Below are 26,290 nucleotides of genomic sequence, written 5' to 3' on the forward strand. Positions count from 1 at the left end.
ACAAGGTCACCATCGCCGCGGGCCAGACGCAGGTCGAGTACAAGGCGCCAGCCCAGGGCGATGATGTCTTCAAAGACTCGGGTTCCCTGACCGTGGGCATCAGCGACGCCACCGTTCCGGGCAAGACCTTCGAGAATCTGGAGCTCGGTGGCTCGGCCACCGTTCAGATCACTGACACCATCAGCGAAGTAGTCGCGACCCTCAGCGCCGACAAAACCACCGTCAGCGAAGGTGGCCAGGTCACCTACACTGTCACCCTGACCAACGCCCAGGGCCTGTCGGTTACCGGTCATGGCGGCCTGGTGTTCACCCTGAGCGATGGCACCAAGGTCACCGTGCCGGCTGGCAGCGCCACTGGCACCTTCACCATCACCGCCAAGGACGACGTCTATGTCGGCGGCCAGGCACCGATCGTCAACAAGATCGAATCGGTCACCGGCGGCGACAACTTCGAGAAGCTGACCCTTGGCAGCAATACCGTCACCACCACCGTCACCGACGAGCCGAGCGGCCAGGGCGACCTGACCACCGTGGGCATCAGTGGCGACACGTCGGTGACCGAAGGCGACACCGCGCACTACACCCTGACCCTGACCAATCCGTCCAAGACCGAGGTCACTGTCACCCTGAGCTACAGTGGCACCGCCACCAACGGCCAGGACTACACCGGCGTGGTCACCGTGAAGATCCCGGCTGGCAGCAGCACCGCCACCTTCGACATCAAGACCATTGATGACCAACTCGTCGAGGGCTCGGAGAACTTCACCGTCCAGATCAGCGGTGTCAGCGGCGGCGGCTTCGAAAACCTGCAGGTCAACCCGAGCAAGTCGAGCGTCACCACCACGATCATCGACAACGACCACATGCCGGTATCGCCAGGCGGCGCCGTGACTGGCACCGAAGACACCGACTACGTGTTCCAGTGGGGCGACTTCAAGGTCACCGACGCCGATGGCAACACCGGCCTGGGCGTGACCATCAGCAAGCTGCCGGATCTGGGCAACCTGAAGTTCTTCAACGGCACTTCGTGGGTCGACGTGTCGCTCAACCAGACCATCAGCCAGGCCGACATCGCCGCCGGCAAGCTCAAGTTCGTGCCGCTGGCCAACCAGTCGGGCGCAGATGGCTATGGTGGCAGCGGCGTGGGCAACAAGCAGGCCGACTACGCACAGATCAAGTACAAGCCAAACGATGGCACCAACACCGGCAGCGAAGTGACCATGAAGGTCGATATCACGCCGGTCGCCGACAGGCCTGACCTGTCGATCGGCAACAACAACGTCAACTCGATCGGCCTGACCAAGGAAACCTGGAACAGCCTCAACGGCCTGGGCAACAACGGCAACGGCATCACCGGCGACCAGCTCAAGAACGTGTTCGCCAACTCCGGCAACGCCAGCAAGAGCGAGCAGGTCACCACGGTCGATACCACCGCCACCGTGACCCCGGGCACCGGCTCGAAGACCTCCGGCCTGATCTATCTGGAAGCCGGCAAGACCTACACCTTCAGCGGCACGGCCGACGACAGCCTGCAGATCGTGATCGGCGGCAAGAACGTCGCCAGCGGCACCTGGGGCAACGCCAGTGGCGCCATCACTGGCAGCTACACGCCGACCACCAGCGGCTACTACACCCTGGAGATCTACAACGCCAACCAGGCCGGCCCAGGCAGCCTGGACATCAACATCAAGGTGGGCAACGGCGCGGTCACCGACCTGAACAGCTCGACCATCCCGATGTACCCGAACCTCGGGGCGATGACCAATGCCGGCCTGACCGTTTCCGACCTGCACGGCAGCAACGGCCAGGGTTACTACGACGGCTACAAGCTCAACGAAGGTCGTGAGAATGGCGCCCCCGTCAAGCTGGTCGGCATCAACACCAACCTGACCGACACCGACGGCTCGGAAACCCTGAGCGTGAAACTCAGCGGCATCCCGGCGGGCTCGGTGATCAGCGATAACGCAGGCCATAGCTTCACCGTCGGCAGCAGCGCGGTGGACGTCACCGGCTGGAACCTGGGCAGCCTGGCAATCAAGCCACCGGCCTACTACAGCGGCCAATTCGATGTGAAGGTCAGCTCCACGTCCACCGAAAGCGTTGGCGGCAGCACCGCCACCAACGAAGGCACCATCAAGGTCACGGTGTACCCGCAGACCTACAACACCAGCAACCTGACGTCGGAAGGCGACAACTTCACCGGCACCGATGGCAACGATATCGTCGTCGCCGACGTGGTCGGCCTGCACGTGGTGCCAGGTCAGAACTACAACATCGCTTTCATCGTCGACACCTCGGGGAGCATGGGCTCGTCTGGCGTGGATGCGGCGAAGCAGTCGCTGGAGTCGGTGTTCAAGACCCTGGCCGCCAGCGTCAAGGGCGACCAGTCCGGTACCGTGAACATCCTGCTCGTGGACTTCGCCAGCCAGGTGAAATCCTCGGTCTCGGTGACCCTCAACGATGCCGGCCTGCAGACCCTGCTCAACGCCCTGAAGACGCTGAACTCCAACGGCGGCACCAACTACGAGGACGCCTTCAAGACCACCGCCAACTGGTTCCAGAACCTCCAGAATGCTGGCAACACCGGCAGCAACCAGACGTTCTTCGTCACCGACGGCAAGCCGACCTACTACCAGACCAGCGAGCGCGGCAACCCGACCCTGGGCAACACCAGCACCACGCTGGACAGCTTCCTGACGGCGAACAACTGGAAACCAGGCAATACGATCTCCAAGTACCTGGACAACACCAACTACATAACCATCGACAGCACCGGCAAGCTGACCGTCCAGACCTACTCCTGGGGCAGCTGGAACGTGACCACCAGCGGCGATGTGCGTGCCGAAGGTAACGGTGGCTATGAACTGTCCACCCGCGCCGGTAACGGCTCCGATACCACGACCGCGACCATGAACGACTCGACCGCCGCCTTCAAGCTGCTGTCGGGTCTGTCGCAGGTCGAGGCCATCGGCCTGAACAGCGATATCAAGACCAACGATCTCAAGCCGTTCGACACCGATGGCAAGCCACAGACCAACATCGACCCGAGCAAGCTGGCCGAAGCCATCCTCGGTCACACCGAGGTCACCCAGCCGGGTAACGATACGGTCAACGGCGGTGACGGCAACGACATCATCTTCGGTGACCTGGTCACCTTCGACTCGGTCGCAGGTACCGGTGTCGATGCGATCCGCGGTTATGTCGCCAACAAGCTGGGCGTCGATGCGGGCGATGTAGATGCACGGGCAATGCACAAGTACGTGACCGAGCACTACACCGAGTTCGACATCTCGCGCAGCAACGACGGCAACGACACGCTGATGGGCGGCGATGGCGACGACATCATCTTCGGCCAGGGTGGCGACGACTACATCGACGGCGGTCGGGGCAACGACATCCTGCTCGGCGGCACCGGCAACGACACGCTGCTGGGCGGTGAAGGCAACGACATCCTCATTGGCGGTGCTGGCAACGACGTGCTGATCGGTGGCAAGGGTGATGACATCCTCATCGGTGGTACCGGTGCCGACACCTTCGTGTGGAAGGCCGGCGACCTGGGCAACGACGTGATCAAGGACTTCAAGGCCACCGAGGGCGACCGCCTCGACCTGCGCGACCTGCTGCAGGGCGAGAAGGCCAGCACCATCGACAACTTCCTGAAGATCACCACCGTGAACGGTGAGTCGACCCTGCAGGTCAGCACCGAAGGCAAACTCAATGCCGCCGGCGGCCTGGCCAACGCTGACGTGACCATCAAGCTCGAGGGCGTGAACTGGTCGAACACCACGATCAACTCGTTGATCAGTGGCGCCGACCCGACCATCAAGATCGACAACTCCAACAGCTGATGCCCACGCCCCTGGCGGCCTTTACCGGCCGCCGGGGGTGCGGCGCTTTCCTGCCGTCGCCTCACGGCGCATACTCGCCTGCCAGGCCCGGCAGGCCTGCTGAACTTTGCCTATGCTGCTGACAACCAAGAAGGAATCATCGTGACGAGGGTCGATGCCATGTTCTACGTGCAACGCGATGCCAACGGCCAGTTGCTGCGGGTAGAAGCAGCTGCCTTTGCCGAGCACACCGACACGCTGCCGGCCGACCATACCGAAATCCAGGAATGGTTCGCCGATGATGTCGTGGAGAACAGTCTCAAGCAGCTCAAACAGAGCGATCTGGACATGATCCGTGTGCTCGAGGACTTGATCGAGGTGTTGACCGCCAAGGGCGTGTTCAGCATCACCGACCTGCCCCCTGGTGCCCAAGCCAAACTGCTCAGCCGTTCCACCGCGCGCAAGGCGTTGGGAAGCCTGAACAACCTGATCGAAGACGATGAAGAGGGCGGGTTGATCTGAGGAGCTGCGGGTACAGCGCCCTCATTTCCAGGGCGCTGGCTCTCCAACCAGTTGCCCCTGGATTCCCTGCACGCCCATCTCGCGCAGCACCTGCAGCTCCCCTTCCGTCTCCACACGCTCGGCGATCAACGGCAGGTCGATGCTGTGCGCTGCCCCCTGGATCGCTTCGATGAACAGCCGCTTGTGCCGCTCCTGGTCGATGCTGCGGATATAACCGCCATCGATCTTCAGGTACGCCAACCCAAGGTGAGCCAGGTTGCCGATCATGCTGAAGCGCCCGCCGAAGCGCTGCAGCGCCAGACCGAAACCGAGCTTGTGCAGGTGGCGGGTCAGTTTCTCCAGCTGTGCCTGCTCTGGCAGTTGCTCCTCGCCGATCTCGAAGGTCAACCTGGGCCCCAATGCCGCATGCTGCCCCAGCAGCTCGTAGACTCGCTGCAACGCGTTGGCATCGGCCAGGGTGGCGGCGGAAAGGTTCAGCGCCAGCGACTCGCCATGCTGCTGCAGATGCCGCAACACGTTCTCCAGCACCAGCAGGTCAAGCCGTGGCATCCAGCCGAAGCGCTCGAGCCAAGGCAGGAAGCGCCCGGCGGCGAGCGCCTCACCCTGTCCATCGTGCAGGCGCGAAATCACCTTGTAGTGCAGGACACGCTCTGGCGCCTGGCAATCCACCACGGGCTGGAAGAACAGTTCGAACTGTCCCTTGTCCAGCGCCTGGTCAAGCCGTGAATGCCAGGCGTGATGGCTGTCGGCAGCCTGGGCCGCGGCGCCCTGCTCCAGGCAGACCCAGCCCGGCTCCGGTTGGCTCTCGGCACGTGCCAACGCCTCGTCGGCCAGCTTCAACAATGCTTGCGGTGCATCCCCAGGGCTGAACGGCGCCAACCCGATACAGGCCACCGGGTCGACATCGCTGGCCCCCGTCACATGCAGACTCTGCAAGGTCGCCTCAAGGGCCTGTGCCAGTTGCACTGCCTCCTCATGCACCATCCCCGGCGCCAGTACGGCAAACTCGCCACCGCGGCTGCGGGTGATCAAGTCCTTGGTTTCCGGATAGCTGGCGCATGTGCGCCGCAACTGCTCGCCCACCGCCTGCAGCAACTGGTCGGTGCGCTGGCCGCCCAGGCGGGCGTTGAGGCCGGCCAGGTCCTGCACCCGCAGCAACAGCAGGTAACCGGCTCGGGCCTCTTCGAGGTTGCTGACACGCGTGTTCAACTGCATTTCGAAGTAGCGCCGGTTGGCCAGCCCCGTGAGGCTGTCCTGGTACGACTCGCTGCGCAGCTTTTCGCTGCGCTCGGCCTGTTCGGTGAACAGTGCCTTGAGCTTCTCGACCATCTGGTTCATCGCCTGCACCACCCGACGCAGTTCTGGCGTACGCGGCAGCTCGGGCAGGCTGAGGAACTCACGGCGGGCGATGGCGTGGGACTGCGCCACCATGTAGTCCAGCGGCCGCAGTTGGCGGCGCAACAGCAGTGCGCCCAGCACCGCACTCACCACCCCGCACAGCAGCAACCAGCCAAGGCTGCCCAGGGCACTCTGCCAGAGCTTGGCCAGGGCGAACATCGGGTGGCTGATCACCTCGACCCGCGCAGCCTGCTGCCAGCCCCGGCTGACAATGGCATCGCCGCCGGCCGGCTCCAGCCCGATCAGGCCGATGAACCAGCGTGGCACGCCATTGCTGTCTGGTTCGGCATGGCGCTCGACGAGGACGGCGTTGGAGTCCAGGTCGATGACCTTGATGCTCGAGTAATAACCGCTGTCGAAAATCGAGCTGACCATCAGCTCGACCATCGCCGGATCATCGATGTTCGGTGTGAGCGACAAGGCCAGCGCCGTCGCCGCATCCTGGGCGTGGGAGCGCAGCTGGTTGACGTACTGGCTGCGCGAACTCTCCAGGCTGACCATGAAGCTGCCGCTGAAGGCGATGGTCAGGAGCAGGCATATGGCAAGCAACAATTGTTTGAACAGTGACATCTGTGCTCCTCAATAAACCGGTTCGGCCGGGAACCCTTCGGCCTGCATTTTCTTCAGCACGTCCTGCCAGCGTGACAGGCGCTTGGTGTCGCCGACCTTCTTGTTGCCCCCGGCGCCGGTCAGCCACAGACCTTCGCCGTTGAAGGCATAGACTGGCAGCAGGTCGTTGCGCTGGCTGGCCGGCTTGATCGCGTCCATCAGGCTGTCGAGCACCAGCGGCTGGGCCTGTGGGCTTGAATAATAGGTCAGGACCATGTGCGCCCGGTTCAGGCGCAACGCCTTGACGTAGGTGATGCGCAGTTTTTCGGCGGGCACGCCCATGCGGCGCAGGCTGAAATACTTGGCGATGGCGTAGTCCTCGCAATCGCCGGCACCCTTGATCAGCGACTGGACCGGCGTGGCCCAGTAATCGACCTCATGCCACAGGTCGATGTCCTCGGCATAGCGCAGCTGCTTGTTGAAGAACAGGTTGACCACCTGCAGTTTGTCCAGTTCGCTGCCCTGGTTCTGCGTGGCCATCAGGTTCTGCCAGGCGTCGATACGCCCCTGCCCTGCACCAAGCGGGCCGTACAGCTGTTGCGCGCGGCGGCTGATCTGGGCGAAATCCCAATCCGCATGCAGGCCGCCCAGCAGCAGGCAGCCAAGCAGCACGGCGAGGCCGAGGCGACGCACGGCCAAATTGAGCATTCCAGGTATCGCCACTGCGAACACCCATCCAGACCAGTCCAAAGCAGCGATGGTGCGGCTTGCCGGGGGAAAAGACAATGGCACCTTACAATCACGGTGCGCGTGAAAAAGCGTAGGAGGTTACGATCATCGAGCCAGGAAAAGTCCGACTTCCTTTGCTCGATGACTTCATTCACGATAGCCGCATTCCATCGGCCGCAGGCACCCGTCACCGCGGTTTGACAAGCCATCACCCCGCTGACTAGGGTTATTGGATCCAATCATCGCAATCATCGAGGCAGACTCCGCGTGGCCGAGAAAACCAGACTCCTCAGCTCCGTGCTGGGAAACGAGCAGGTGCCAGCGCACCTTGCCCGCAGCGTGATCGAAGAGCGTCTGCGCAGCGCTATTGTCGATGGGCGGCTGCCTCCCGGCACCGCCTTGCGCCAGCAGGAGCTCGCCGGCCTGTTCGGGGTCAGCCGCATGCCGGTGCGCGAGGCGCTGCGCCAGCTCGAGGCGCAATCGCTGCTCAAGGTGGTGATGCACAAGGGCGCCGTGGTTGCACCGCTGATCGGCGAAGATGCCGTCGACACCTATGGCCTGCGCGTTCTGCTCGAGACCGAAGCGCTGCGTCAGTCGATTCCCCACCTGGACGCTAGCGACATCGCCCTCGCCCGCAACTACATCCAGCAACTGGAGAACGAGACACGCCACGCGGAGATCGGCCGCCTCAACCGCCTGTTCCACATGACGCTGTACAGCAAGGCGCACAACCACAAGTTGCTGCGCATGATCGAGATCGAGCTCAACGAAGAGGAACGCTTCCTGCGCTTCCACCTGTCGTCGATGGGCCTGGGCAAGCTGACTCAGGACGACCACATCGCACTGGTGGACGCTGCCAGCGACAAGTTGGTGGACCAGGCCATCGACGTGCTGGAAAGGCACCTCAATACGGCATCACGTACCATCAGGAACTACCTGAACAGCCAAGCCGGCAAATGAATCACCCGCTGACATAGCCAAAAGCCGTGTCAGCCATGAAGCTCCGGCACCGAACGGAGCGAAGGACAGACAGTGCACGTCCAGAAACCACCGGCACCAGAGCACTCCGGGCAACCCCCGAGAATCCGTCTGATCTGCCTCGCCTGTAGCCAGGAGCACCTGGAGCAATATCGCGCCTGGTCCCATGCCTTGAGCGACCATATCGAACTGATAGCAGTGGATGTTCGACGCCATGCCGAATGCAGCCCGTGCGACCCGCTGCAAGGCCCCTCTCCCCTGGCTCGAACCGTGGCCAAGCACCTACATCCTTACCTCGAAGGGCCCCATGCCATGTTTGGCCAGCGCCTGGGAGCCCACATGGCGTTCGAGCTGGCACAACTGGCGGAACGCGAGTACCCCGGGCAGACCCGCCATTTGTTTGTTTCCAGCTGTGACAGCCCAAGGGTGGCAGAACCCGATGCCAGCGCGAATGCCATACGGTTACCGGTGACGGTCCTCTACCCACCTGGAGCCCTCCCCGAAATGCTTGGCTGGCACGCCTTCGTCCGGCGCGAACTGGAGCTCATCGAGTTGCCCGACCATAGGGTCGACAAGTCGTATCAAGACCAAAGACTCGTGAGAATCTTCAACACGCATCTTGGCTTATTGAGCCTCTGAGCAGGCTACTCCCCCTCTTGAAGGCGTTGTTTCCCCTGATGCGCTGCCAATGACCATGGCAGCGCGAGTCGTTTGAGCCCACTCTAGTCGCGCTGCGACTGCCGATCGTCCGTCCCGGGCCCGGTCGCATGCCTTCCATTTACCCGCAGAAGGAGCCCGACACCGGGGCAAGGGCCGCGTGGCGATCAGCCGCCCCTCAACAGTGGAACATCCTCGTACTTCCATTCACCAGTGCTTCGAGTGAGGCATTCACTCAACTTTGTTTTCTGATGACTAATTATCGGAAGGGGCCTGTCTTGCCAAAATAAAACACTTCAAATGTTTTATTCAGCACACTATTGCTCGAAACTTTTCAATTATTAAAATATTTCAAAAAACATTTGCGGCAAACTTTGATGTTGTTCTAACTTTTATATCGCCGACACCCGACACGGCTTGACTACGTACAAGCCAGACGAATCAAGGGGCGGCCACCATCACCGAGACTGTTCAGCCATCGAGTACCTGTCGAGGACCCCGTTCGCCCGGCGTATTTCAGCGGCTGCAACTTATCGGGAAAACATGCCAACTTTCACACAATGGATATCAACCATGAGCACATTGAAGCGCACACTTTCCAGTCATAAATCCACGCTCGCCCAACACCCGCTCTTCTCAGAAATCGACACTATTGAAACCTTGCAACGTTTCATGGAAACCCATGTTTTCGCGGTGTGGGACTTCATGTCGCTGACCAAGCGCCTGCAACGGGAACTGACCTGCGTAAGCCTGCCCTGGCTACCACCGGTGGACCCCGCCGCCGCCCGCCTGATCAACGAGATCGTGCTCGGCGAAGAATCTGATGACTGCCCGCAGCACGGCCACTACAGCCACTTCGAACTGTATCTGGACGCCATGCGCGAAGTGGGTGCCAGCACCCAGGCCATCGAGCGCTTCGTCCATCTGCAACAACAGGGCCTCGACTACGCCACTGCCCTGCAGCGCTGTGGCGCCAGCGAGGCCGCCAGGCACTTCGTCGGTGACACTCTCGAGGTGGCACTCAACGCACCTGCCCATCGCGTGGCAGCCGCCTTCCTGCATGGCCGCGAAAGCGTCATCCCGGCGATGTTCCAGCAGATCCTCGACGAATGGGGCATCGACCAGGCGCAGGCCCCGACCTTCCGCTATTACCTGCAGCGCCACATCGAGGTCGACGCCGAAGACCACGGCCCGGCGGCCGAAGCATTGCTGGCACGCTTGGTGAACGATGACCCGCAACGTCAACACGAGGTGTACGAAGCCGCCATCGCCGCCGTCCAGAGCCGCACCGCGCTGTGGGACCGTCTGCGCGCCTCGCTGCAGGTCACCGCCAGCGAGGTCACGCCATGAACGCGCTCGATTACCGCTCCTTCGCCGACAGCTGGGAGGAGCGTGCCACCATCCGTACTCGCCCGCGGCGGCGGCTCGAGGACGACCAGCGGCTGATCTACCCCCTCAGCCGCCAACCCTTGGTACTCAGCGCCACATTCCAACGGGCTTGCCCGCACCTGCGTGATTTCGTGCTGGTGCAGAGCCTCTACAAGTTCATCAACGACGTGGTGATCTTCGAGACCGAGATCGTCGACCGCACGGCCAGGCGGATTGCCAAGGACCGCTTCACCGTGCGCTTTCCCTTCGCCTGCCGCTATGACGCCATGACCGTGGTGGTCGACGAGGACTACCACGCGCTGGTGGCCATGGACTTCCTGCAGCAGACCATCGCCCTGACCGGCCTCGAGCCGATCGCCCTGCCCACCGAGATCGAACTCAGCCGTGCGATCCCTACCGCACTGGCACGGGTGCCGGAAACGCTGCGGGACGCTCTTGAGCTGATCTGCGTCGGCATTGCCGAAAACACCCTGACCGACGATGTCGCCGCCTTCGCCCGCGACGACACGGTCAAGCCCTCGGTGAAGGGGCTGATGGCCGATCACCTGCTGGACGAGGGGCGGCATTCGAGCTTCTGGGCGCGTCTGACGCGCATCTATTGGCAAGCCGCGCCCGAGGTCGATCGCCAGATGATCGCCCAGGTGCTGCCCGTGTTCCTGGGCCAGTACCTGACCAACGACATCCAGCAGGCCTTCGACTTCAACCTGATCGAGGCCTTGCCAGTCAGCGAAACGCTGCGCCAGTCGCTGCGCGAGGAAGTGCTCGGTCTGGCCTACCCGATCAACCACCAGCATCCGTTGCTGGGCAACATCCTGCGCTTCTTCCGCAGCAGCTCGATGCTCGAGTCGCCCTGCGTGCAGGAAGCCCTGCGCGGCTACCTGCCCTGAGGAGATCCGCATGCGACGTCTCGACATACTGATGGTCGGCCACAGCCTTGCGCTGCGCAGCCTGGCCCGAATACTCGACGAGCAGGGCCACGCCACCCTGCTGGCCGATTCACCCTCGATGCTACGCCAGGCCCTGGCCAGCCATCACTCTCTGGTTCTGGAGGACGGCAGCCTGGTGCTGTGCACCAGTGACTGGGCACACCTGGGGCAAACGCCGTTGCTCAGGGTGCGCCTGGGCGCCAGCCACGCCGACACCCTGCCACACCTGGAACTGCTGTGCTGGTGCGCCAGTGCCACGGCTGCGCGCCTGATCAGCCGCGTACCGCTGGTCGCGCCCATCTCGGGCAATGGCCAGCAACTGCGTGAAGATGCGGTGCGAGCTTTGGAGGAGTTGGTCACCCGGCAGGTCGCGTACCTCGCCCGCGACCCTCAGCATCTGAACGAAGCGTGCGCCGTCGAGCCCGGCTTGCAAACGCGTGAGCACGGTCTGGATTGGCTGCAAACGCTGGCCTACCGACATCCGTTCAACCGCTCTCAACGCACAGACCTGCTGGTAAGCAGCGAAGTCGGCTTGATGGAGGGCCTGGACCAAGCTCTGCGCCAACACGCACGGCAACCGGCGCTGAACCGCGATGGCCAGCGCAGCAGCTATCACGACTTGCACGCACTGAGCGCGGCCTTGCAACGGGCACTGCTGCCGTTACTGCCTGATCAGGACGATCAGCAAGTGGTGGTGGGCGTCTGCCTGGCCAAGTCGCCAGCACTCTACGCCAGCGTGTTGGCGATATTGGGTTGCGGCGCAATCTACCTGCCACTGGACCCGACGACACCCACAGAACGTCGTCAACGCATTCTGCAGGATGCTGGCGCCCGGGTCCTGCTGCATGACGGCCAGCCACAGGCCGAGTTGGCCCTGCTGGATGTGCGCACGCTGCAGGTGCCCACTGACAGCTGCCTGCCCTCGCTGGTCCTGCGGCCCGAGACAGCAGACCGGGCCTGCGTGGCGATCTATACCTCAGGCACCACCGGTCAGCCGAAAGGCGTGCTGCTCAGCCAGCGGAACCTCACCCACTTCATCGCCTGGTATCGCGAGCATGTCGCACTGGATGCGCACAGCCGGGTGCTGCAGTTCTCAACCATCGGCTTTGACGCCTCGCTGCTGGATATCCTGCCGACCTTCGCCTGCGGCGCGCAACTGGTCATGCCCAGCGATGACCAGCGCCGCGATCCCCAGCAACTGGTGCAACTTATCCACAGCCAGGCGGTGAGCCATGCGTTTCTGCCGCCAGCGCTGTTGAGCATCCTCCCGCATGACAGGCCGCTTGGCCTGCGCCACCTGATCACCGGGGGCGATGTCTGCGAGCCCCAGGTCATCGCGCGGTACAGCGAACAATGCCGGATGCACAACATCTATGGCCCTACCGAAACCACGGTATTGGCGACGACTCGCGTCTGCGCTGCCGGGGACAGTAATCGCAACCTGGGGGTGCCAATCGCCAATACCCAGGTACTGATCCTGGACGACGACTTGCAGCCGGTCACTCAGGAGACACCCGGAGAGCTGTACATCTGCGGCCCGGGGGTCGGGTTGGGGTATCTGAACAATCCGGAACTGACCGCCGAGCGTTTCGTCGTACTCGACCTGCCCGATGGCCGTTCGCTGAGCACCTACCGTACAGGTGATATTGGCAAATGGACCGCACAGGGCATCGAGCTGTGCGGGCGACGCGACAATCAGGTGAAGATCCGCGGGTTTCGCGTAGAGCCGGAAGAAATCGAGCACTGCCTGCGCAACAGCGGCCTGTATGCACAGATCGCGGTGGTGATCGATGCCCAACGCCGCGTCCTGGCTTTCGCCGCGCAACCGACGTGTGATGCGGCCGACACTGGATTGCGTGAGCATGCTGAGCGGCATCTGCCCGACTACATGCGTCCGGTGTTCTACCTGGTATTGGAGCAAATGCCCTACACCGCCAACGGCAAGGTCGACCGCCAGGCGTTGCGGGCGCATCCACTGACCTTGCCAGCGGCACAGCGGCTAGCACCCAGCACACCGACCGAGCAGCGTCTGCTCGGGCTCTGGAGTGAGCTGTTGGAACTGGCCCAGTCGGATATTTCCGTCGACGACAGCTTCTTCAGTCTGGGCGGGCATTCGATCCTGCTATCGCGGCTGCTGCTGGAGGTGCGCCAGGCCTTCGGCCGCGGCGTGGCGATCAACCGCTTCATCGAACAGCCGACGCTACAGCGCCTGGGTGCGCTGCTCGACGGTGACGGTAACTCCCTGGAGACTTCGCTCCAACGCCTGGAGCAGGACGCCAACCGTGACCTGGACCTGCAGGTACTGCCTCTGCAGGCCATGGGCGATGTGCACAAGGTTATCGTCACGGGCGCCAACAGCTTTCTCGGCGTGCATCTGGTCGAAGCACTGCTCGACTGGGGGGCCACGGAGGTGGCGTGCCTGGTACGTAGCAGCGCAACCCAGAGTGCCACTGAACGCTTCAGACAGGCGTTGGCAGACAATCAGCTAAGCCTTGATGACAAGCGCGTACGGGTATTCGACGCGGACCTGCGCCGCCCTCGGCTGGGGCTGAGCGAAGCGGACTACGACGATCTCGACCTGAACTACGGCGCACTGCTGCACAACGCTGCCCAGGTCAATCACGTACTCGATTACCAGGCCTTGGTCAGCGACAACATCGAACCGCTGTTCGAATGCCTGCGCCTGTGCGAAGGGCGACGCAAGAAGGTCTTCAACTTCGTCTCGACGCTGTCCGCTTGCAGCGCAATGGACAGCGACGGCCGCGTGCTGGAGCAAGGCCCCGCGCCGACTCCGCCGATCTACATCCGCAACGGCTACAACCTGAGTAAATGGGTCGGCGAACGTATCCTCCAGCGGGCACGTGAAGCAGGGGTACGGGTGAATCTGTTCCGTCCCGGCAATATCAGCTTCGACAGCCGCAACGGCGTGTGCCAGCCCCAACGCAATCGCTTGATGCTGATGCTCAAGGGCTCACTGCAGCTGGGCCAGGTACCACGGCTGGAGATCGATTTCGACCTCATGCCGGTGGACTTCCTCGCCCGCTTCATCGCCTTTCACAGCAGCAGGCACCAACCCGCGCAGTGCGTCTTCAACCTGCACAACCCCGAACCGCTGCGTTGGCAAGACTACCTGGCCGCATTCCGCGAGCAGGGCCACCGCTTCGAGCTGGTCGAGGTGGAGCAGTGGCAAGGCCAGCTGAGGCGGGTAGATCGCGACAACGCGCTGTTCGATGTCCTGGGCTTTTACCTCGACGGCTTCGAGGAGGACATCGGCGATATCTCCAGCATCGAGCACGGCAATGCCCGCGAGGGTGTTCGGCGCATGGGCGCCCGCTACCCGGCCAAGGATACGCAGTTGCTGCGCCGCGGCTGCCGCTACCTGAGCGCTATCGGCTTTCTCTGATTCCTTCGTTCATTCACAACAGGAGCAACATCGCATGCAAACACTCAAACCCGACACGCTGGTCCGTAATCCACAAGGCTGCCTGGTGGTATCCAGCGTGGACATTGCAGCCCCGGCGGCGGCTGCATGGAACATCGTCGGCAACTTCGCCGGCTTCCCGGTGTTCATTCCCGCCTTGGCCCATATCGAGATGACCGGAAGCGGAGTGCGTTCGGTGCGCAAGAAACTGTTCAAGGATGGCAATGTGGTCATCGAGCAGTTGAACTCGCGAGACGAGCAAACAATGCAGATGACCTGGAGCCTGATCTACACCAGCCTGAATATCGGCAACCTGTGGGCTGCGATGCAGGTCGAGGCGCTGGATGCGCATCGCAGCCGTGCGGTCTGGACTATCCAGGCCGAACCCTGGGAAGGCGGCCCGGAGGCATTGCCAGGCTTCCAGGCATTTCTCCAGGGCTTTGCCGATGAGGCGATGGCGAACGTGCGCAATCTACTGAGCTGAAGGCGATAACCCGAGCCGCTGTTGTGGGATGTGCGCTGACCGCAGCAGCGGATTTTCTTGGGCACCAGAAAGACAAAACCCCTACCTGCTCACGCAGATAGGGGTTTTGCGAAATGAATCTTGACGATGACCTACTCTCACATGGGGAAACCCCACACTACCATCGGCGATGCATCGTTTCACTGCTGAGTTCGGGATGGGATCAGGTGGTTCCAATGCTCTATGGTCGTCAAGAAATTTGGTTGCCAGTGCGTCTTTGCAGACACGCCAGCCAATTCGGATATGTGATCTTTGTGAGTCGCTTCGAACTTTCGGTTCGTTTCGTCTTCACCACCGCAATCTGCACAGCAAATTGCTTGGGTGTTATATGGTCAAGCCTCACGGGCAATTAGTATTGGTTAGCTCAACGCCTCACAGCGCTTACACACCCAACCTATCAACGTCGTAGTCTTCGACGGCCCTTCAGGGGATTCAAGATCCCAGTGAGATCTCATCTTGAGGCAAGTTTCCCGCTTAGATGCTTTCAGCGGTTATCTCTTCCGAACATAGCTACCCGGCAATGCCACTGGCGTGACAACCGGAACACCAGAGGTTCGTCCACTCCGGTCCTCTCGTACTAGGAGCAGCCCCTCTCAAATCTCAAACGTCCACGGCAGATAGGGACCGAACTGTCTCACGACGTTCTAAACCCAGCTCGCGTACCACTTTAAATGGCGAACAGCCATACCCTTGGGACCGGCTTCAGCCCCAGGATGTGATGAGCCGACATCGAGGTGCCAAACACCGCCGTCGATATGAACTCTTGGGCGGTATCAGCCTGTTATCCCCGGAGTACCTTTTATCCGTTGAGCGATGGCCCTTCCATACAGAACCACCGGATCACTAAGACCTACTTTCGTACCTGCTCGACGTGTGTGTCTCGCAGTCAAGCGCGCTTTTGCCTTTATACTCTACGACCGATTTCCGACCGGTCTGAGCGCACCTTCGTACTCCTCCGTTACTCTTTGGGAGGAGACCGCCCCAGTCAAACTACCCACCATACACTGTCCTCGATCCGGATCACGGACCTGAGTTAGAACCTCAAGGTTGCCAGGGTGGTATTTCAAGGATGGCTCCATGAGAACTGGCGTCCCCACTTCAAAGCCTCCCACCTATCCTACACAAGCAAGCTCAAAGTCCAGTGCAAAGCTATAGTAAAGGTTCACGGGGTCTTTCCGTCTAGCCGCGGATACACTGCATCTTCACAGCGATTTCAATTTCACTGAGTCTCGGGTGGAGACAGCGCCGCCATCGTTACGCCATTCGTGCAGGTCGGAACTTACCCGACAAGGAATTTCGCTACCTTAGGACCGTTATAGTTACGGCCGCCGTTTACCGGGGCTTCGATCAAGAGCTTCGCTTGCGCTAACCCCATCAATTAACCTTCCGGCACCGGGCAGGCGTCACACCCTATACGTCCACTTTCGTGTTTGCAGAGTGCTGTGTTTTTAATAAACAGTCGCAGCGGCCTGGTATCTTCGACCGGCATGGGCTTACGGAGCAAGTCCTTCACCCTCGCCGGCGCACCTTCTCCCGAAGTTACGGTGCCATTTTGCCTAGTTCCTTCACCCGAGTTCTCTCAAGCGCCTTGGTATTCTCTACCTAACCACCTGTGTCGGTTTGGGGTACGGTTCCCAGTTATCTGAAGCTTAGGAGCTTTTCTTGGAAGCATGGTATCAACCACTTCGCACTCTAAAGAGCGCTCGTCATCAGCTCTCGGCCTTGAAATCCCGGATTTGCCTAAGATTTCAGCCTACCACCTTAAACCTGGACAACCAACGCCAGGCTGGCCTAACCTTCTCCGTCCCTCCATCGCAATAACTGGAAGTACAGGAATATTAACCTGTTTTCCATCGACTACGCTTTTCAGCCTCGCCTTAGGGACCGACTAACCCTGCGTCGATTAACGTTGCGCAGGAAACCTTGGTCTTTCGGCGTGCGAGTTTTTCACTCGCATTGTCGTTACTCATGTCAGCATTCGCACTTCTGATACCTCCAGCAAGCTTCTCAACTCACCTTCACAGGCTTACAGAACGCTCCTCTACCGCATCACCAGAGGTGATACCCGTAGCTTCGGTGCATGGTTTGAGCCCCGTTACATCTTCCGCGCAGGCCGACTCGACTAGTGAGCTATTACGCTTTCTTTAAAGGGTGGCTGCTTCTAAGCCAACCTCCTAGCTGTCTAAGCCTTCCCACATCGTTTCCCACTTAACCATGACTTTGGGACCTTAGCTGACGGTCTGGGTTGTTTCCCTTTTCACGACGGACGTTAGCACCCGCCGTGTGTCTCCCATGCTCGGCACTTGCTGGTATTCGGAGTTTGCATCGGTTTGGTAAGTCGGGATGACCCCCTAGCCGAAACAGTGCTCTACCCCCAGCAGTGATACATGAGGCGCTACCTAAATAGCTTTCGAGGAGAACCAGCTATCTCCGAGCTTGATTAGCCTTTCACTCCGATCCACAGGTCATCCGCTAACTTTTCAACGGTAGTCGGTTCGGTCCTCCAGTCAGTGTTACCTAACCTTCAACCTGCCCATGGATAGATCGCCCGGTTTCGGGTCTATACCCAGCGACTAAAGCGCCCTATTAAGACTCGCTTTCGCTACGCCTCCCCTATTCGGTTAAGCTCGCCACTGAATATAAGTCGCTGACCCATTATACAAAAGGTACGCAGTCACCTAACAAAGTAGGCTCCCACTGCTTGTACGCATACGGTTTCAGGTTCTATTTCACTCCCCTCTCCGGGGTTCTTTTCGCCTTTCCCTCACGGTACTGGTTCACTATCGGTCAGTCAGTAGTATTTAGCCTTGGAGGATGGTCCCCCCATGTTCAGACAAAGTTTCTCGTGCTCCGTCCTACTCGATTTCATTGAAAAGAGACTTTCGTGTACGGGGCTATCACCCACTATGGCCGCACTTTCCAGAGCGTTCCACTAATCTCAAATCAACTTAAGGGCTGGTCCCCGTTCGCTCGCCACTACTAAGGGAATCTCGGTTGATTTCTTTTCCTCAGGGTACTTAGATGTTTCAGTTCCCCTGGTTCGCCTCTTGCACCTATGTATTCAGTACAAGATACTCAGCTTGTGCTGAGTGGGTTCCCCCATTCAGAGATCTCTGGATCACAGTCTGTTTGCCGACTCCCCAAAGCTTATCGCAGGCTACCACGTCTTTCATCGCCTCTGACTGCCAAGGCATCCACCGTATGCGCTTCTTCACTTGACCATATAACCCCAAGCAATCTGGTTATACTGTGAAGACGACATTCGCCGAAAATTCGTGAGAACTCACAAATTTTACCTTAGCCTGAACTACCAGCAGTGAAACTGGCATTCAGTCTATTTCTATCACATATCCGAATTTTTAAAGAACGATCTGACAAAAGCCAGAAATCAACATTCATCACCGAATGCTCATTTCTAGGTTCTGATCAAGGTACAGCGTAAGTGGTGGAGCCAAGCGGGATCGAACCGCTGACCTCCTGCGTGCAAGGCAGGCGCTCTCCCAGCTGAGCTATGGCCCCGCATATTGGTAGGTCTGGGCAGATTTGAACTGCCGACCTCACCCTTATCAGGGGTGCGCTCTAACCAACTGAGCTACAGACCTATATAGGGTCTTGATCGTCTTCGACAATGAATCAAGCAATTCGTGTGGGAGCTCATCAGCAGGCTGATGTCTTCGATTAAGGAGGTGATCCAGCCGCAGGTTCCCCTACGGCTACCTTGTTACGACTTCACCCCAGTCATGAATCACACCGTGGTAACCGTCCTCCCGAAGGTTAGACTAGCTACTTCTGGTGCAACCCACTCCCATGGTGTGACGGGCGGTGTGTACAAGGCCCGGGAACGTATTCACCGCGACATTCTGATTCGCGATTACTAGCGATTCCGACTTCACGCAGTCGAGTTGCAGACTGCGATCCGGACTACGATCGGTTTTGTGAGATTAGCTCCACCTCGCGGCTTGGCAACCCTCTGTACCGACCATTGTAGCACGTGTGTAGCCCAGGCCGTAAGGGCCATGATGACTTGACGTCATCCCCACCTTCCTCCGGTTTGTCACCGGCAGTCTCCTTAGAGTGCCCACCATAACGTGCTGGTAACTAAGGACAAGGGTTGCGCTCGTTACGGGACTTAACCCAACATCTCACGACACGAGCTGACGACAGCCATGCAGCACCTGTGTCAGAGTTCCCGAAGGCACCAATCCATCTCTGGAAAGTTCTCTGCATGTCAAGGCCTGGTAAGGTTCTTCGCGTTGCTTCGAATTAAACCACATGCTCCACCGCTTGTGCGGGCCCCCGTCAATTCATTTGAGTTTTAACCTTGCGGCCGTACTCCCCAGGCGGTCAACTTAATGCGTTAGCTGCGCCACTAAAATCTCAAGGATTCCAACGGCTAGTTGACATCGTTTACGGCGTGGACTACCAGGGTATCTAATCCTGTTTGCTCCCCACGCTTTCGCACCTCAGTGTCAGTATCAGTCCAGGTGGTCGCCTTCGCCACTGGTGTTCCTTCCTATATCTACGCATTTCACCGCTACACAGGAAATTCCACCACCCTCTACCATACTCTAGCTCGCCAGTTTTGGATGCAGTTCCCAGGTTGAGCCCGGGGCTTTCACATCCAACTTAACGAACCACCTACGCGCGCTTTACGCCCAGTAATTCCGATTAACGCTTGCACCCTCTGTATTACCGCGGCTGCTGGCACAGAGTTAGCCGGTGCTTATTCTGTCGGTAACGTCAAAACAGCAAGGTATTAACTTACTGCCCTTCCTCCCAACTTAAAGTGCTTTACAATCCGAAGACCTTCTTCACACACGCGGCATGGCTGGATCAGGCTTTCGCCCATTGTCCAATATTCCCCACTGCTGCCTCCCGTAGGAGTCTGGACCGTGTCTCAGTTCCAGTGTGACTGATCATCCTCTCAGACCAGTTACGGATCGTCGCCTTGGTGAGCCATTACCTCACCAACTAGCTAATCCGACCTAGGCTCATCTGATAGCGCAAGGCCCGAAGGTCCCCTGCTTTCTCCCGTAGGACGTATGCGGTATTAGCGTTCCTTTCGAAACGTTGTCCCCCACTACCAGGCAGATTCCTAGGCATTACTCACCCGTCCGCCGCTGAATCAAGGAGCAAGCTCCCGTCATCCGCTCGACTTGCATGTGTTAGGCCTGCCGCCAGCGTTCAATCTGAGCCATGATCAAACTCTTCAGTTCAATACTGCTTGGGTTTTTAAGAAACCCTAAACTTGGCTCAGCAATCTCAAATGACTATGTGATTTCTCGCATGGCCACTTGTGATGCTGATAATCTTGGCGACTATCAGTCCATACTCACAAGCACCCACACGAATTGCTTGATTCGATTTGTTAAAGAGCGTTTGGTTAAGAGCTTTTCGTCTCAACCGAGGCGCGCATTCTACGCTTTCCTCATTGCCTGTCAAGCGTTTATTTTGAAGTTTTTTCAAACCGCTTTCTTTCAAAAGCCTTCAACGTCAACGACTTACCGACTGTCCCGCTGCGTTCATCGCTGCGAGGAGGCGAATAATACGTGGTTTGAAATCACAGTCAACACTTTGATCCAAAAAAACTTTTATCTGCCCCCAGGAGCTCACTGGCAACTAATCCGAGCGCAATCGATCTGTAGAGAACCCCCCCCTGGAGCGCACCACGATGAGCAAAGCGCAGAACGAGAAAACACCAGGCCTGTCGGCAGATGAAGAGCAGGAAGTCAGCCATAACCAGCCACCCCGCGCGGCAGTACTGCACGAGATCATCCGCGCCCAGGGCGATCAGGAACTGGAGCGCACCCTCGCGGCCCTGTGGTGGTCGGCACTGGCTGCCGGCCTGACCATGGGCCTGTCGCTGATGGCCATGGGGCTGTTCTATGCACGCCTGCCAGACAACGACAGCAGTCAGGTGATCGCCAGCCTCGGCTACGCCGCTGGTTTTCTTGCCGTGATTCTCGCTCGACAGCAGTTGTTCACCGAAAACACCCTGACCGCCGTGCTACCGGTAATGACCTCCCCTACGCTCGCCAACCTCGGTCGCCTGCTACGCCTGTGGACCGTGGTGCTGGTGGGCAATCTCGCCGGCACCTTGCTGGTGGCGTGGGTGATGCTCGAGCTGCCGATCTTCGACAGCAAGACAGATGTGGCCTTCCTCGAAATCGGGCGCAAGGTGATGCAAAACGATCCGAGCCAGATGTTCGCCAAGGGCATCGTCTCGGGCTGGATGATCGCGACCATGGTCTGGATGATCCCGTCCATGGAACACGCCAAGATCTGGATCATCCTGATGATCACCTACTTGATGGCCCTGGGCGACTTCACCCATATCGTCGTCGGCTCGGTAGAAGTGTCTTATCTGGTCTGGGCCGGAGAGCAGACCTGGCGCAGCTTCTGGCTGGAGTTCGCCCTGCCGACCCTGGCCGGCAACATCATCGGTGGCAGCTTCATCTTCGCCCTCATCAGCCACGCCCAGGTACGCAGCGACAGCGGCAAGCCGCCGTCGAAGCTGCTGGATGATGAACAAGAGTCGCCAATAAAGAAGGGCCGTGAAAGCTGATACTCAGCGCACCGCCACTGCACGCTCAGTGCTGTCGCCTCGCTGACGCAAAGGCCTGGGCTGCCACCAGTTCTGCCCGGCATGGGGCGAATCGAGACTGACGCGCTCGCCCATCTGTGGCGTGCTCAACGGAACCTGGGCCTGCGCGGCGAGCGCGACGATGCGCTCGAACGGCTCCTGCCAGCTGTGCAGGGACAGATCGAAGGTTCCATTGTGGATCGGCAGCATCCAGCGCCCGCGCAGATCGAGGTGCGCTTGCAAACTCTGCTCAGGCTGCATATGCACATTGGGCCAGGCCAGGTTGTAGGCGCCGGTCTCCATCAGTGTCAGATCGAAGGGTCCGAAGCGCTCGCCGATTTCACGAAAGCCCTCGAAATATCCAGTATCTCCACTGAAGAACAGTCGCAGCCCTTCATCGATCACTACCCACGACGCCCACAAGGTGCTGTTGCTGTCGAACAGGCCGCGCCCCGAGAAATGCTGCGCGGGTGTGGCGACGAAGCGCACGCCTGCAACTTCGGTTTCCTGCCACCAATCCAGTTGACGCACCTTGTCGCTCGGCACTCCCCAATCGACCAAACGGTCGCCCACGCCCAGCGGCGCAAGAAACTGGCCGGTGCTTGGCGCCAACTGACGTATGGCCGACTCATCGAGATGATCGAAGTGATCGTGGGACAGAATGACTGCAGCCAGCGGCGGCAACTGGTCGATCGCCAGCGGCGAAGCGTGGAAGCGCAGCGGGCCGGCCCATTGCACCGGCGAGGCGCGATCGGCAAACACCGGGTCTGTAATAAAGAAATGTCCACGCAGTTTCAGCAGTACAGTGGAGTGCCCCAGACGCCAGAGACTGTGGTCGGGAGCATCGAGTACCTGCTGGCGGGTCATCGGCTGCAGGCTCGGGGGAGTGGCAGGTCGTGTTTCGGGAGGCTTGCGCAGCAGCAGGTACTTGAGACCGATGCGCAACTTCTTGAGCACGCCATCCTTGGGCAGCTCGGCCTGATTGTGGAAACGCCCATCTCTGTAAGGTGCCGGCTCGCCGGCGAGGGAAGCCATGGGGGCCATCAGCAGGAGCACTCCGAGGAGGAAGATAGGCTTCATGCTACCTCACAATGATCGGATCAACCGTGAATTGGCTTGTAAGGTCATTTTTCCGCCATGAATCATTGTTCAACAATATTCATGCAACTTATGCGATAAACGGCTTCTGCAGAAAAAGAACGATAGACATGATCGACAACAGAAGCGGCAAGGGGCTCTCATTCGTCAGACGCATCTACCTGCCGCGTACCATCGGCATGGGCATCGGCCTGTTCAGCGTCATGGCGGCACTTGCCCCGCTGCACCCGCCCACCTGGGCGTGGCTGCTGATGCTGCTCAACGGTCTGGCCTGGCCCCACCTGGCTTATCAATGGGCGATCCGCTCCCCTGCGCCCTACCGCGCCGAACAGCGCAACCTGTTGCTCGATTCGTTGAGCGGCGGCTTCTGGGCCGCGGCCATTCATTTCAATCCGTTGCCGACCGTGACCATCCTGTCGATGATGACCATGAACAACGTCGCCGCAGGCGGCAAGCGCCTGGTGCTGCGCGGGTTGCTGGCGCAACTGGCAGGCATGCTGCTGGCCATGGCGCTGTTCGGCCCCGGCCTGCAACTGCAAGCCACGACATTGCAGGTCTATGCCTGCCTGCCAATGCTGACGCTCTACCCGCTGGCGCTCGGATGGGTCTGCTACCAGTTGGCGATCAAGCTGGCCGACCACAAGCGTCGACTGAGCGCCTTGAGCCGCACCGACAGCCTCACCGGGCTGCTCAACCACGGCTCATGGAAAGACTTGCTGCTGCTGAGGTTTCAGATCTGCCAGCAACAGCAGGCCCCGGCCGTCATCGCCCTGATCGATATCGACCATTTCAAGACCATCAACGACACCTTCGGCCACGTGGTCGGTGATTGCGTGCTGCGCCAACTGAGCCATGAGCTCAAGCGCATCCTGCGCGAAGATGACCTGGCCGGGCGCTACGGCGGTGACGAGTTCTGCCTGATCCTGCCTGCCACCGACCAGATCCAGGCCGGTGTTGCGATGGAGCGCCTGCGTGAACAGGTCGGCGCCTATCGCAACCCACAACTGCCGGAATTGCGCATCAGCCTGAGCATAGGCCTCTCGGCCTATCATCCTGGGCTGAAGACGCCCGAGCAGTGGCTTGAAGACGCCGACAAGGCGCTCTATACCGCCAAGCATCAAGGTCGCAACCAGGTCAACGTCGCTCGCAGCGAGGCTGGCCCTCTCAAGCTGGCCTACCCCGACTGAACCGCAGGCTCAGCGCAGGCTTCGCTCGGCGACGATCTCCGGCAGGTCGATGCGGCGCAGATAGATCCGCAGCGGCTCGCCAATGTTCAGACGATCGTCCACATGCTGCTGCACCAACAGTGCCAGGCGCTCACGGCAGAGCGCCATGCGCTGCCCCGACTCGGGACGCCAGACGAACTCGCTGCAGGGTGTAATGCTCGCATCCGCGACATCCATACCGAATGCGTCCTCGGAAAAGCGCACGATATGCGTGCCACGCTTGCCATGAAAACCGACGAAGCCGTTGAGCTGCTCAGCAGCTGTGCAGATATCCTGGGATGTAATGGCCATGACGCTACCTCGCAATGAAATCGGAAGGAACGCACGCCGGGCGGGAACGGTTGCCTCTGTCGGGCAACGCGCAGATCGTTTGTTGCGCAGACTAACGCAACCTGCGCCGCCTTCGCCAAGGTTTTTCAGCGAGCGCCGGATACCGCCGGATCGAGCTGATCGGTCAACAGCGCCTCCATCCATCCCATGAACGCCTGTACCCGGCGCGGAACATGCCGCTGGCGCAGGTACAGCATCGTCACTCGCATGGCCCGGGCCCGCCGACATGGAGGTGCTCACCCGCTACCAGGCCAAGGAGTTGGGTGTCTAGCGCGGCATCCGGGCGCCATCGAGACCGATTTTGGTGGCACCATACGTGACAATCCGCAGGTCAACGCCTTCGTGGCCAGCAATACTGCCCTGGGCCGCGCCGGCCTGCCCGACGATATCGGCGCAGCCATCGCTCTGCTGCTTGAGGACGGTAATGGCTGGATAACCGGGCAGCGCCTGGAAGTCTCCGACGGCATGCTCCTCTAACCCAGGCTGCTGCCGCTCAGCACCTGCTGCAAGCTGGCCAAGGCAGGAATGGCCAAAGCCTGGGCGGCGTAGCACAACCCGACCCGACGCCGCAGCGCCGGGCCGGGCCCTGGTTGCCAGTAGACCCCCGGGTGGCGCTCGACCAGCGACTGTGGCAACCAGGCCGCGCCCATTCCGGCGGCGACCAGCGCCAACGCCAGTTGCAACGATCCGGCCTGTGCCACCTGCTCACCCTCGCCATACAGCCCCATCAGGCGCTGGTGCGAAGGGTGCTGCGGGCAGGTGATCCAGCGACCGTCGGCCTGGCTGCCGGTGGCCATGACCAGGACAAACGACTCTTCCCACAGCGCCAGGAAGAGCTCATCCTCACAGCGCTCGGCTTCATCGGCCAGCCGCGCATCGCCCTCGCAACCGTCCAGCAACGTCAATTGCAGCCCGGGCACGGCCTGAGCCGCAAGACGCACGCATGCTTCGACCTGGGCCGGAGCAATATCGGCCTCGATACCCAGCGCGAGCGGGACACGCTCCTGCTCCTGGCGAAAGCGCAGGCGCAGCGCCTCGGCTTCCGCGACCATGCGGCACGCCTGGGGATACAGCGCCCGCGCCTGCTCGCTGACGTCCACCCCGCGGGCCTGGCGCAGGAACAGACTGACGCCGAGGTCGTCTTCGAGTTGCCGGATGGTCACCGACAATGTCGGCTGGGCCACGCACAGGCGCTGGGCGGCCAAGGTGATGTTGCGTTCTTCGAACACGGCGATGAACGCCTTGAGATGACGAATATCCATAGATAGAACCGATACCAGCCAGAGGAATAAGCCGTTTTTCATGGCCAGGATCGACGCCTACAATCCTGGCCATCGAAAACGATTATGCCTAGGAGGCGCTCATGAACAAACCTCTGATCATCATCACCGGCGCCAGCTCCGGTATCGGCGCCGCCACGGCTCAGCAATTTTCGGCCGCAGGTCACCCGCTGCTGCTGATCGCTCGTCGCCTGGAACGTCTCGAAGCATTGGCCTTGCCCAACTGCCTGTGCCGCGCCGTGGACATTCGCGACCGTGCTGCGCTGGTCGCGGCCGTGAACGAAGCCGAAGCCTTGTACGGCCCGGCCGACGCGCTGGTGAACAATGCCGGCGTGATGCTGCTGGGCCAGGTGCACGAGCAGGATCCCGAGCAGTGGGACCGGATGATCGACATCAACGTCAAGGGCCTGCTAAACGGCGTGCATGCCCTGGCCAGCGGCATGGTCGCACGCCGCGCCGGCACCCTGATCAACGTCAGCTCCGTCGCCGGGCGCAAGACCTTCCCCAACCATGTCGCCTACGTCGGCACCAAGTTCGCCGTGCATGGCCTGTCGGAAAACCTGCGCGAAGAGTTGGCGCCACACAACGTGCGTGTCGTCACCATCGCGCCGGGCGCGGTCGAGACCGAGCTGCTCGGCCACACCACCGACGAGGGCATCAAGCGCGACTACGAGTCGTGGAAAGCCAATGACATGGGCGGTGTAGTGCTCAAGGCCGAGGATGTGGCCGGCGCGATCGTCTGGGCGTACCAGCAGCCGCAGTATGTGTGCATCCGCGAGATCGTCCTGGCGGCCACTGCCCAGCAACCCTGATCGGCAAACACTCCCACAGGTACCCGGGTGCCTGTGGGGGCT

Annotated in this window: 17 protein-coding genes, 2 tRNA genes, 3 rRNA genes and 1 pseudogene; 12 read left to right on the plus strand and 11 right to left on the minus strand. The window is 60.4% G+C overall.

The window, feature by feature from the left end:
- Both ACPZMI_RS20855 and ACPZMI_RS20860 read left to right on the plus strand, forming a co-directional pair.
- Window positions 1-3,848 (plus strand): immunoglobulin-like domain-containing protein (locus ACPZMI_RS20855; RefSeq protein WP_426352969.1); only part of this gene is annotated, 3,848 nt, incomplete at its 5' end.
- A gap of 159 nt (window positions 3,849-4,007) precedes the next feature.
- Window positions 4,008-4,349: a tryptophan synthase subunit beta gene (locus ACPZMI_RS20860; protein WP_186670455.1), complete on the plus strand. Its 342-nt coding sequence runs from the start codon at window positions 4,008-4,010 to the stop codon at window positions 4,347-4,349.
- A 21-nt stretch (window positions 4,350-4,370) separates the two neighbouring features.
- On the opposite strand, the gene lapD is transcribed toward ACPZMI_RS20860, so the two are convergent.
- On the minus strand, window positions 4,371-6,317 hold the full coding sequence (lapD, locus tag ACPZMI_RS20865) for a cyclic di-GMP receptor LapD (protein WP_426352970.1): 1,947 nt from the start codon (window positions 6,315-6,317) through the stop codon (window positions 4,371-4,373).
- 9 nt (window positions 6,318-6,326) lie between these two features.
- On the minus strand, window positions 6,327-7,088 hold the full coding sequence (lapG, locus tag ACPZMI_RS20870; RefSeq protein ID WP_426352971.1) for a cysteine protease LapG: 762 nt from the start codon (window positions 7,086-7,088) through the stop codon (window positions 6,327-6,329).
- A 204-nt stretch (window positions 7,089-7,292) separates the two neighbouring features.
- On the opposite strand from lapG, the gene ACPZMI_RS20875 reads away from it, so the two are divergent.
- The 6 genes from ACPZMI_RS20875 (at window position 7,293) to ACPZMI_RS20900 (ending at window position 14,880) form a co-directional block, all read left to right on the plus strand.
- Complete coding sequence (locus ACPZMI_RS20875) at window positions 7,293-7,985, plus strand: GntR family transcriptional regulator (RefSeq protein ID WP_186670444.1); 693 nt, start codon at window positions 7,293-7,295, stop codon at window positions 7,983-7,985.
- Window positions 7,986-8,057: 72 nt separating this feature from the next.
- Window positions 8,058-8,642 carry a thioesterase domain-containing protein gene (locus tag ACPZMI_RS20880; RefSeq protein WP_186711567.1) on the plus strand — a complete coding sequence of 195 codons (585 nt, stop codon included), beginning with the start codon at window positions 8,058-8,060 and terminating at the stop codon, window positions 8,640-8,642.
- A 591-nt stretch (window positions 8,643-9,233) separates the two neighbouring features.
- Window positions 9,234-10,010 carry a DUF3050 domain-containing protein gene (locus ACPZMI_RS20885; protein ID WP_186670448.1) on the plus strand — a complete coding sequence of 259 codons (777 nt, stop codon included), beginning with the start codon at window positions 9,234-9,236 and terminating at the stop codon, window positions 10,008-10,010.
- A complete protein-coding gene (locus ACPZMI_RS20890) occupies window positions 10,007-10,936 on the plus strand; it encodes a diiron oxygenase (protein ID WP_426352972.1) in 930 nt (309 codons plus the stop codon). The genes ACPZMI_RS20885 and ACPZMI_RS20890 overlap by 4 nt, the downstream gene beginning before the upstream one ends.
- Window positions 10,937-10,946: 10 nt before the next feature.
- Window positions 10,947-14,378, plus strand: coding sequence for an amino acid adenylation domain-containing protein (locus tag ACPZMI_RS20895; protein WP_426352973.1), 3,432 nt, complete (start codon window positions 10,947-10,949; stop codon window positions 14,376-14,378).
- A 34-nt stretch (window positions 14,379-14,412) separates the two neighbouring features.
- A complete protein-coding gene (locus ACPZMI_RS20900; protein ID WP_426352974.1) occupies window positions 14,413-14,880 on the plus strand; it encodes an SRPBCC family protein in 468 nt (155 codons plus the stop codon).
- A gap of 118 nt (window positions 14,881-14,998) precedes the next feature.
- On the opposite strand, the gene rrf is transcribed toward ACPZMI_RS20900, so the two are convergent.
- From rrf to ACPZMI_RS20925, 5 genes are all read right to left on the minus strand, one after another.
- Window positions 14,999-15,114, minus strand: a 5S ribosomal RNA gene (gene rrf / locus ACPZMI_RS20905).
- 133 nt (window positions 15,115-15,247) lie between these two features.
- Window positions 15,248-18,140: ribosomal RNA gene (locus tag ACPZMI_RS20910) — 23S ribosomal RNA — on the minus strand.
- Between the two features lie 222 nt (window positions 18,141-18,362).
- Window positions 18,363-18,438 (minus strand) — tRNA-Ala (locus tag ACPZMI_RS20915).
- 6 nt (window positions 18,439-18,444) lie between these two features.
- Window positions 18,445-18,521: transfer RNA gene (locus tag ACPZMI_RS20920), tRNA-Ile, on the minus strand.
- Window positions 18,522-18,598: 77 nt separating this feature from the next.
- A 16S ribosomal RNA gene (locus ACPZMI_RS20925) occupies window positions 18,599-20,135 on the minus strand.
- The 16S, 23S and 5S rRNA genes sit together here with 2 tRNA genes alongside, the layout of an rRNA operon.
- Before the next feature lie 455 nt (window positions 20,136-20,590).
- Here ACPZMI_RS20925 and ACPZMI_RS20930 point away from each other — a divergent pair.
- The gene (locus ACPZMI_RS20930) at window positions 20,591-21,484 is read left to right on the plus strand and encodes a formate/nitrite transporter family protein (RefSeq protein WP_426352975.1); all 894 of its coding nucleotides are present in this window, start codon (window positions 20,591-20,593) and stop codon (window positions 21,482-21,484) included.
- A 3-nt stretch (window positions 21,485-21,487) separates the two neighbouring features.
- On the opposite strand, the gene ACPZMI_RS20935 is transcribed toward ACPZMI_RS20930, so the two are convergent.
- Complete coding sequence (locus tag ACPZMI_RS20935; RefSeq protein ID WP_186668798.1) at window positions 21,488-22,582, minus strand: MBL fold metallo-hydrolase; 1,095 nt, start codon at window positions 22,580-22,582, stop codon at window positions 21,488-21,490.
- 128 nt (window positions 22,583-22,710) lie between these two features.
- On the opposite strand from ACPZMI_RS20935, the gene ACPZMI_RS20940 reads away from it, so the two are divergent.
- On the plus strand, window positions 22,711-23,787 hold the full coding sequence (locus tag ACPZMI_RS20940; protein WP_186668423.1) for a diguanylate cyclase: 1,077 nt from the start codon (window positions 22,711-22,713) through the stop codon (window positions 23,785-23,787).
- A gap of 9 nt (window positions 23,788-23,796) precedes the next feature.
- Here the strand turns inward: ACPZMI_RS20940 and ACPZMI_RS20945 are convergent, their stop codons facing one another.
- Together ACPZMI_RS20945 and ACPZMI_RS20950 are read right to left on the minus strand one after the other, a co-directional pair.
- On the minus strand, window positions 23,797-24,117 hold the full coding sequence (locus ACPZMI_RS20945; RefSeq protein ID WP_186668425.1) for a DUF2025 family protein: 321 nt from the start codon (window positions 24,115-24,117) through the stop codon (window positions 23,797-23,799).
- Between the two features lie 125 nt (window positions 24,118-24,242).
- Entirely contained in the window at window positions 24,243-24,365 is a 123-nt protein-coding gene (locus tag ACPZMI_RS20950; protein WP_426352976.1) for a hypothetical protein, read from the minus strand.
- A gap of 17 nt (window positions 24,366-24,382) precedes the next feature.
- Here ACPZMI_RS20950 and ACPZMI_RS20955 point away from each other — a divergent pair.
- A pseudogene (locus tag ACPZMI_RS20955) lies at window positions 24,383-24,633 on the plus strand (SDR family oxidoreductase); the annotation flags it as partial.
- On the opposite strand, the gene ACPZMI_RS20960 reads toward ACPZMI_RS20955, so the two are convergent.
- On the minus strand, window positions 24,630-25,418 hold the full coding sequence (locus ACPZMI_RS20960; protein ID WP_186710881.1) for a LysR family transcriptional regulator: 789 nt from the start codon (window positions 25,416-25,418) through the stop codon (window positions 24,630-24,632). The pseudogene ACPZMI_RS20955 and the gene ACPZMI_RS20960 sit on opposite strands and share 4 nt — an antisense overlap.
- Window positions 25,419-25,519: 101 nt before the next feature.
- Between ACPZMI_RS20960 and ACPZMI_RS20965 the strand changes: the two genes are divergently transcribed.
- Complete coding sequence (locus ACPZMI_RS20965; protein ID WP_186720752.1) at window positions 25,520-26,248, plus strand: SDR family oxidoreductase; 729 nt, start codon at window positions 25,520-25,522, stop codon at window positions 26,246-26,248.
- Window positions 26,249-26,290 lie beyond the last annotated feature (42 nt).

The organism is Pseudomonas wayambapalatensis, from assembly GCF_049942315.1.
GTDB lineage: Bacteria > Pseudomonadota > Gammaproteobacteria > Pseudomonadales > Pseudomonadaceae > Aquipseudomonas > Aquipseudomonas wayambapalatensis.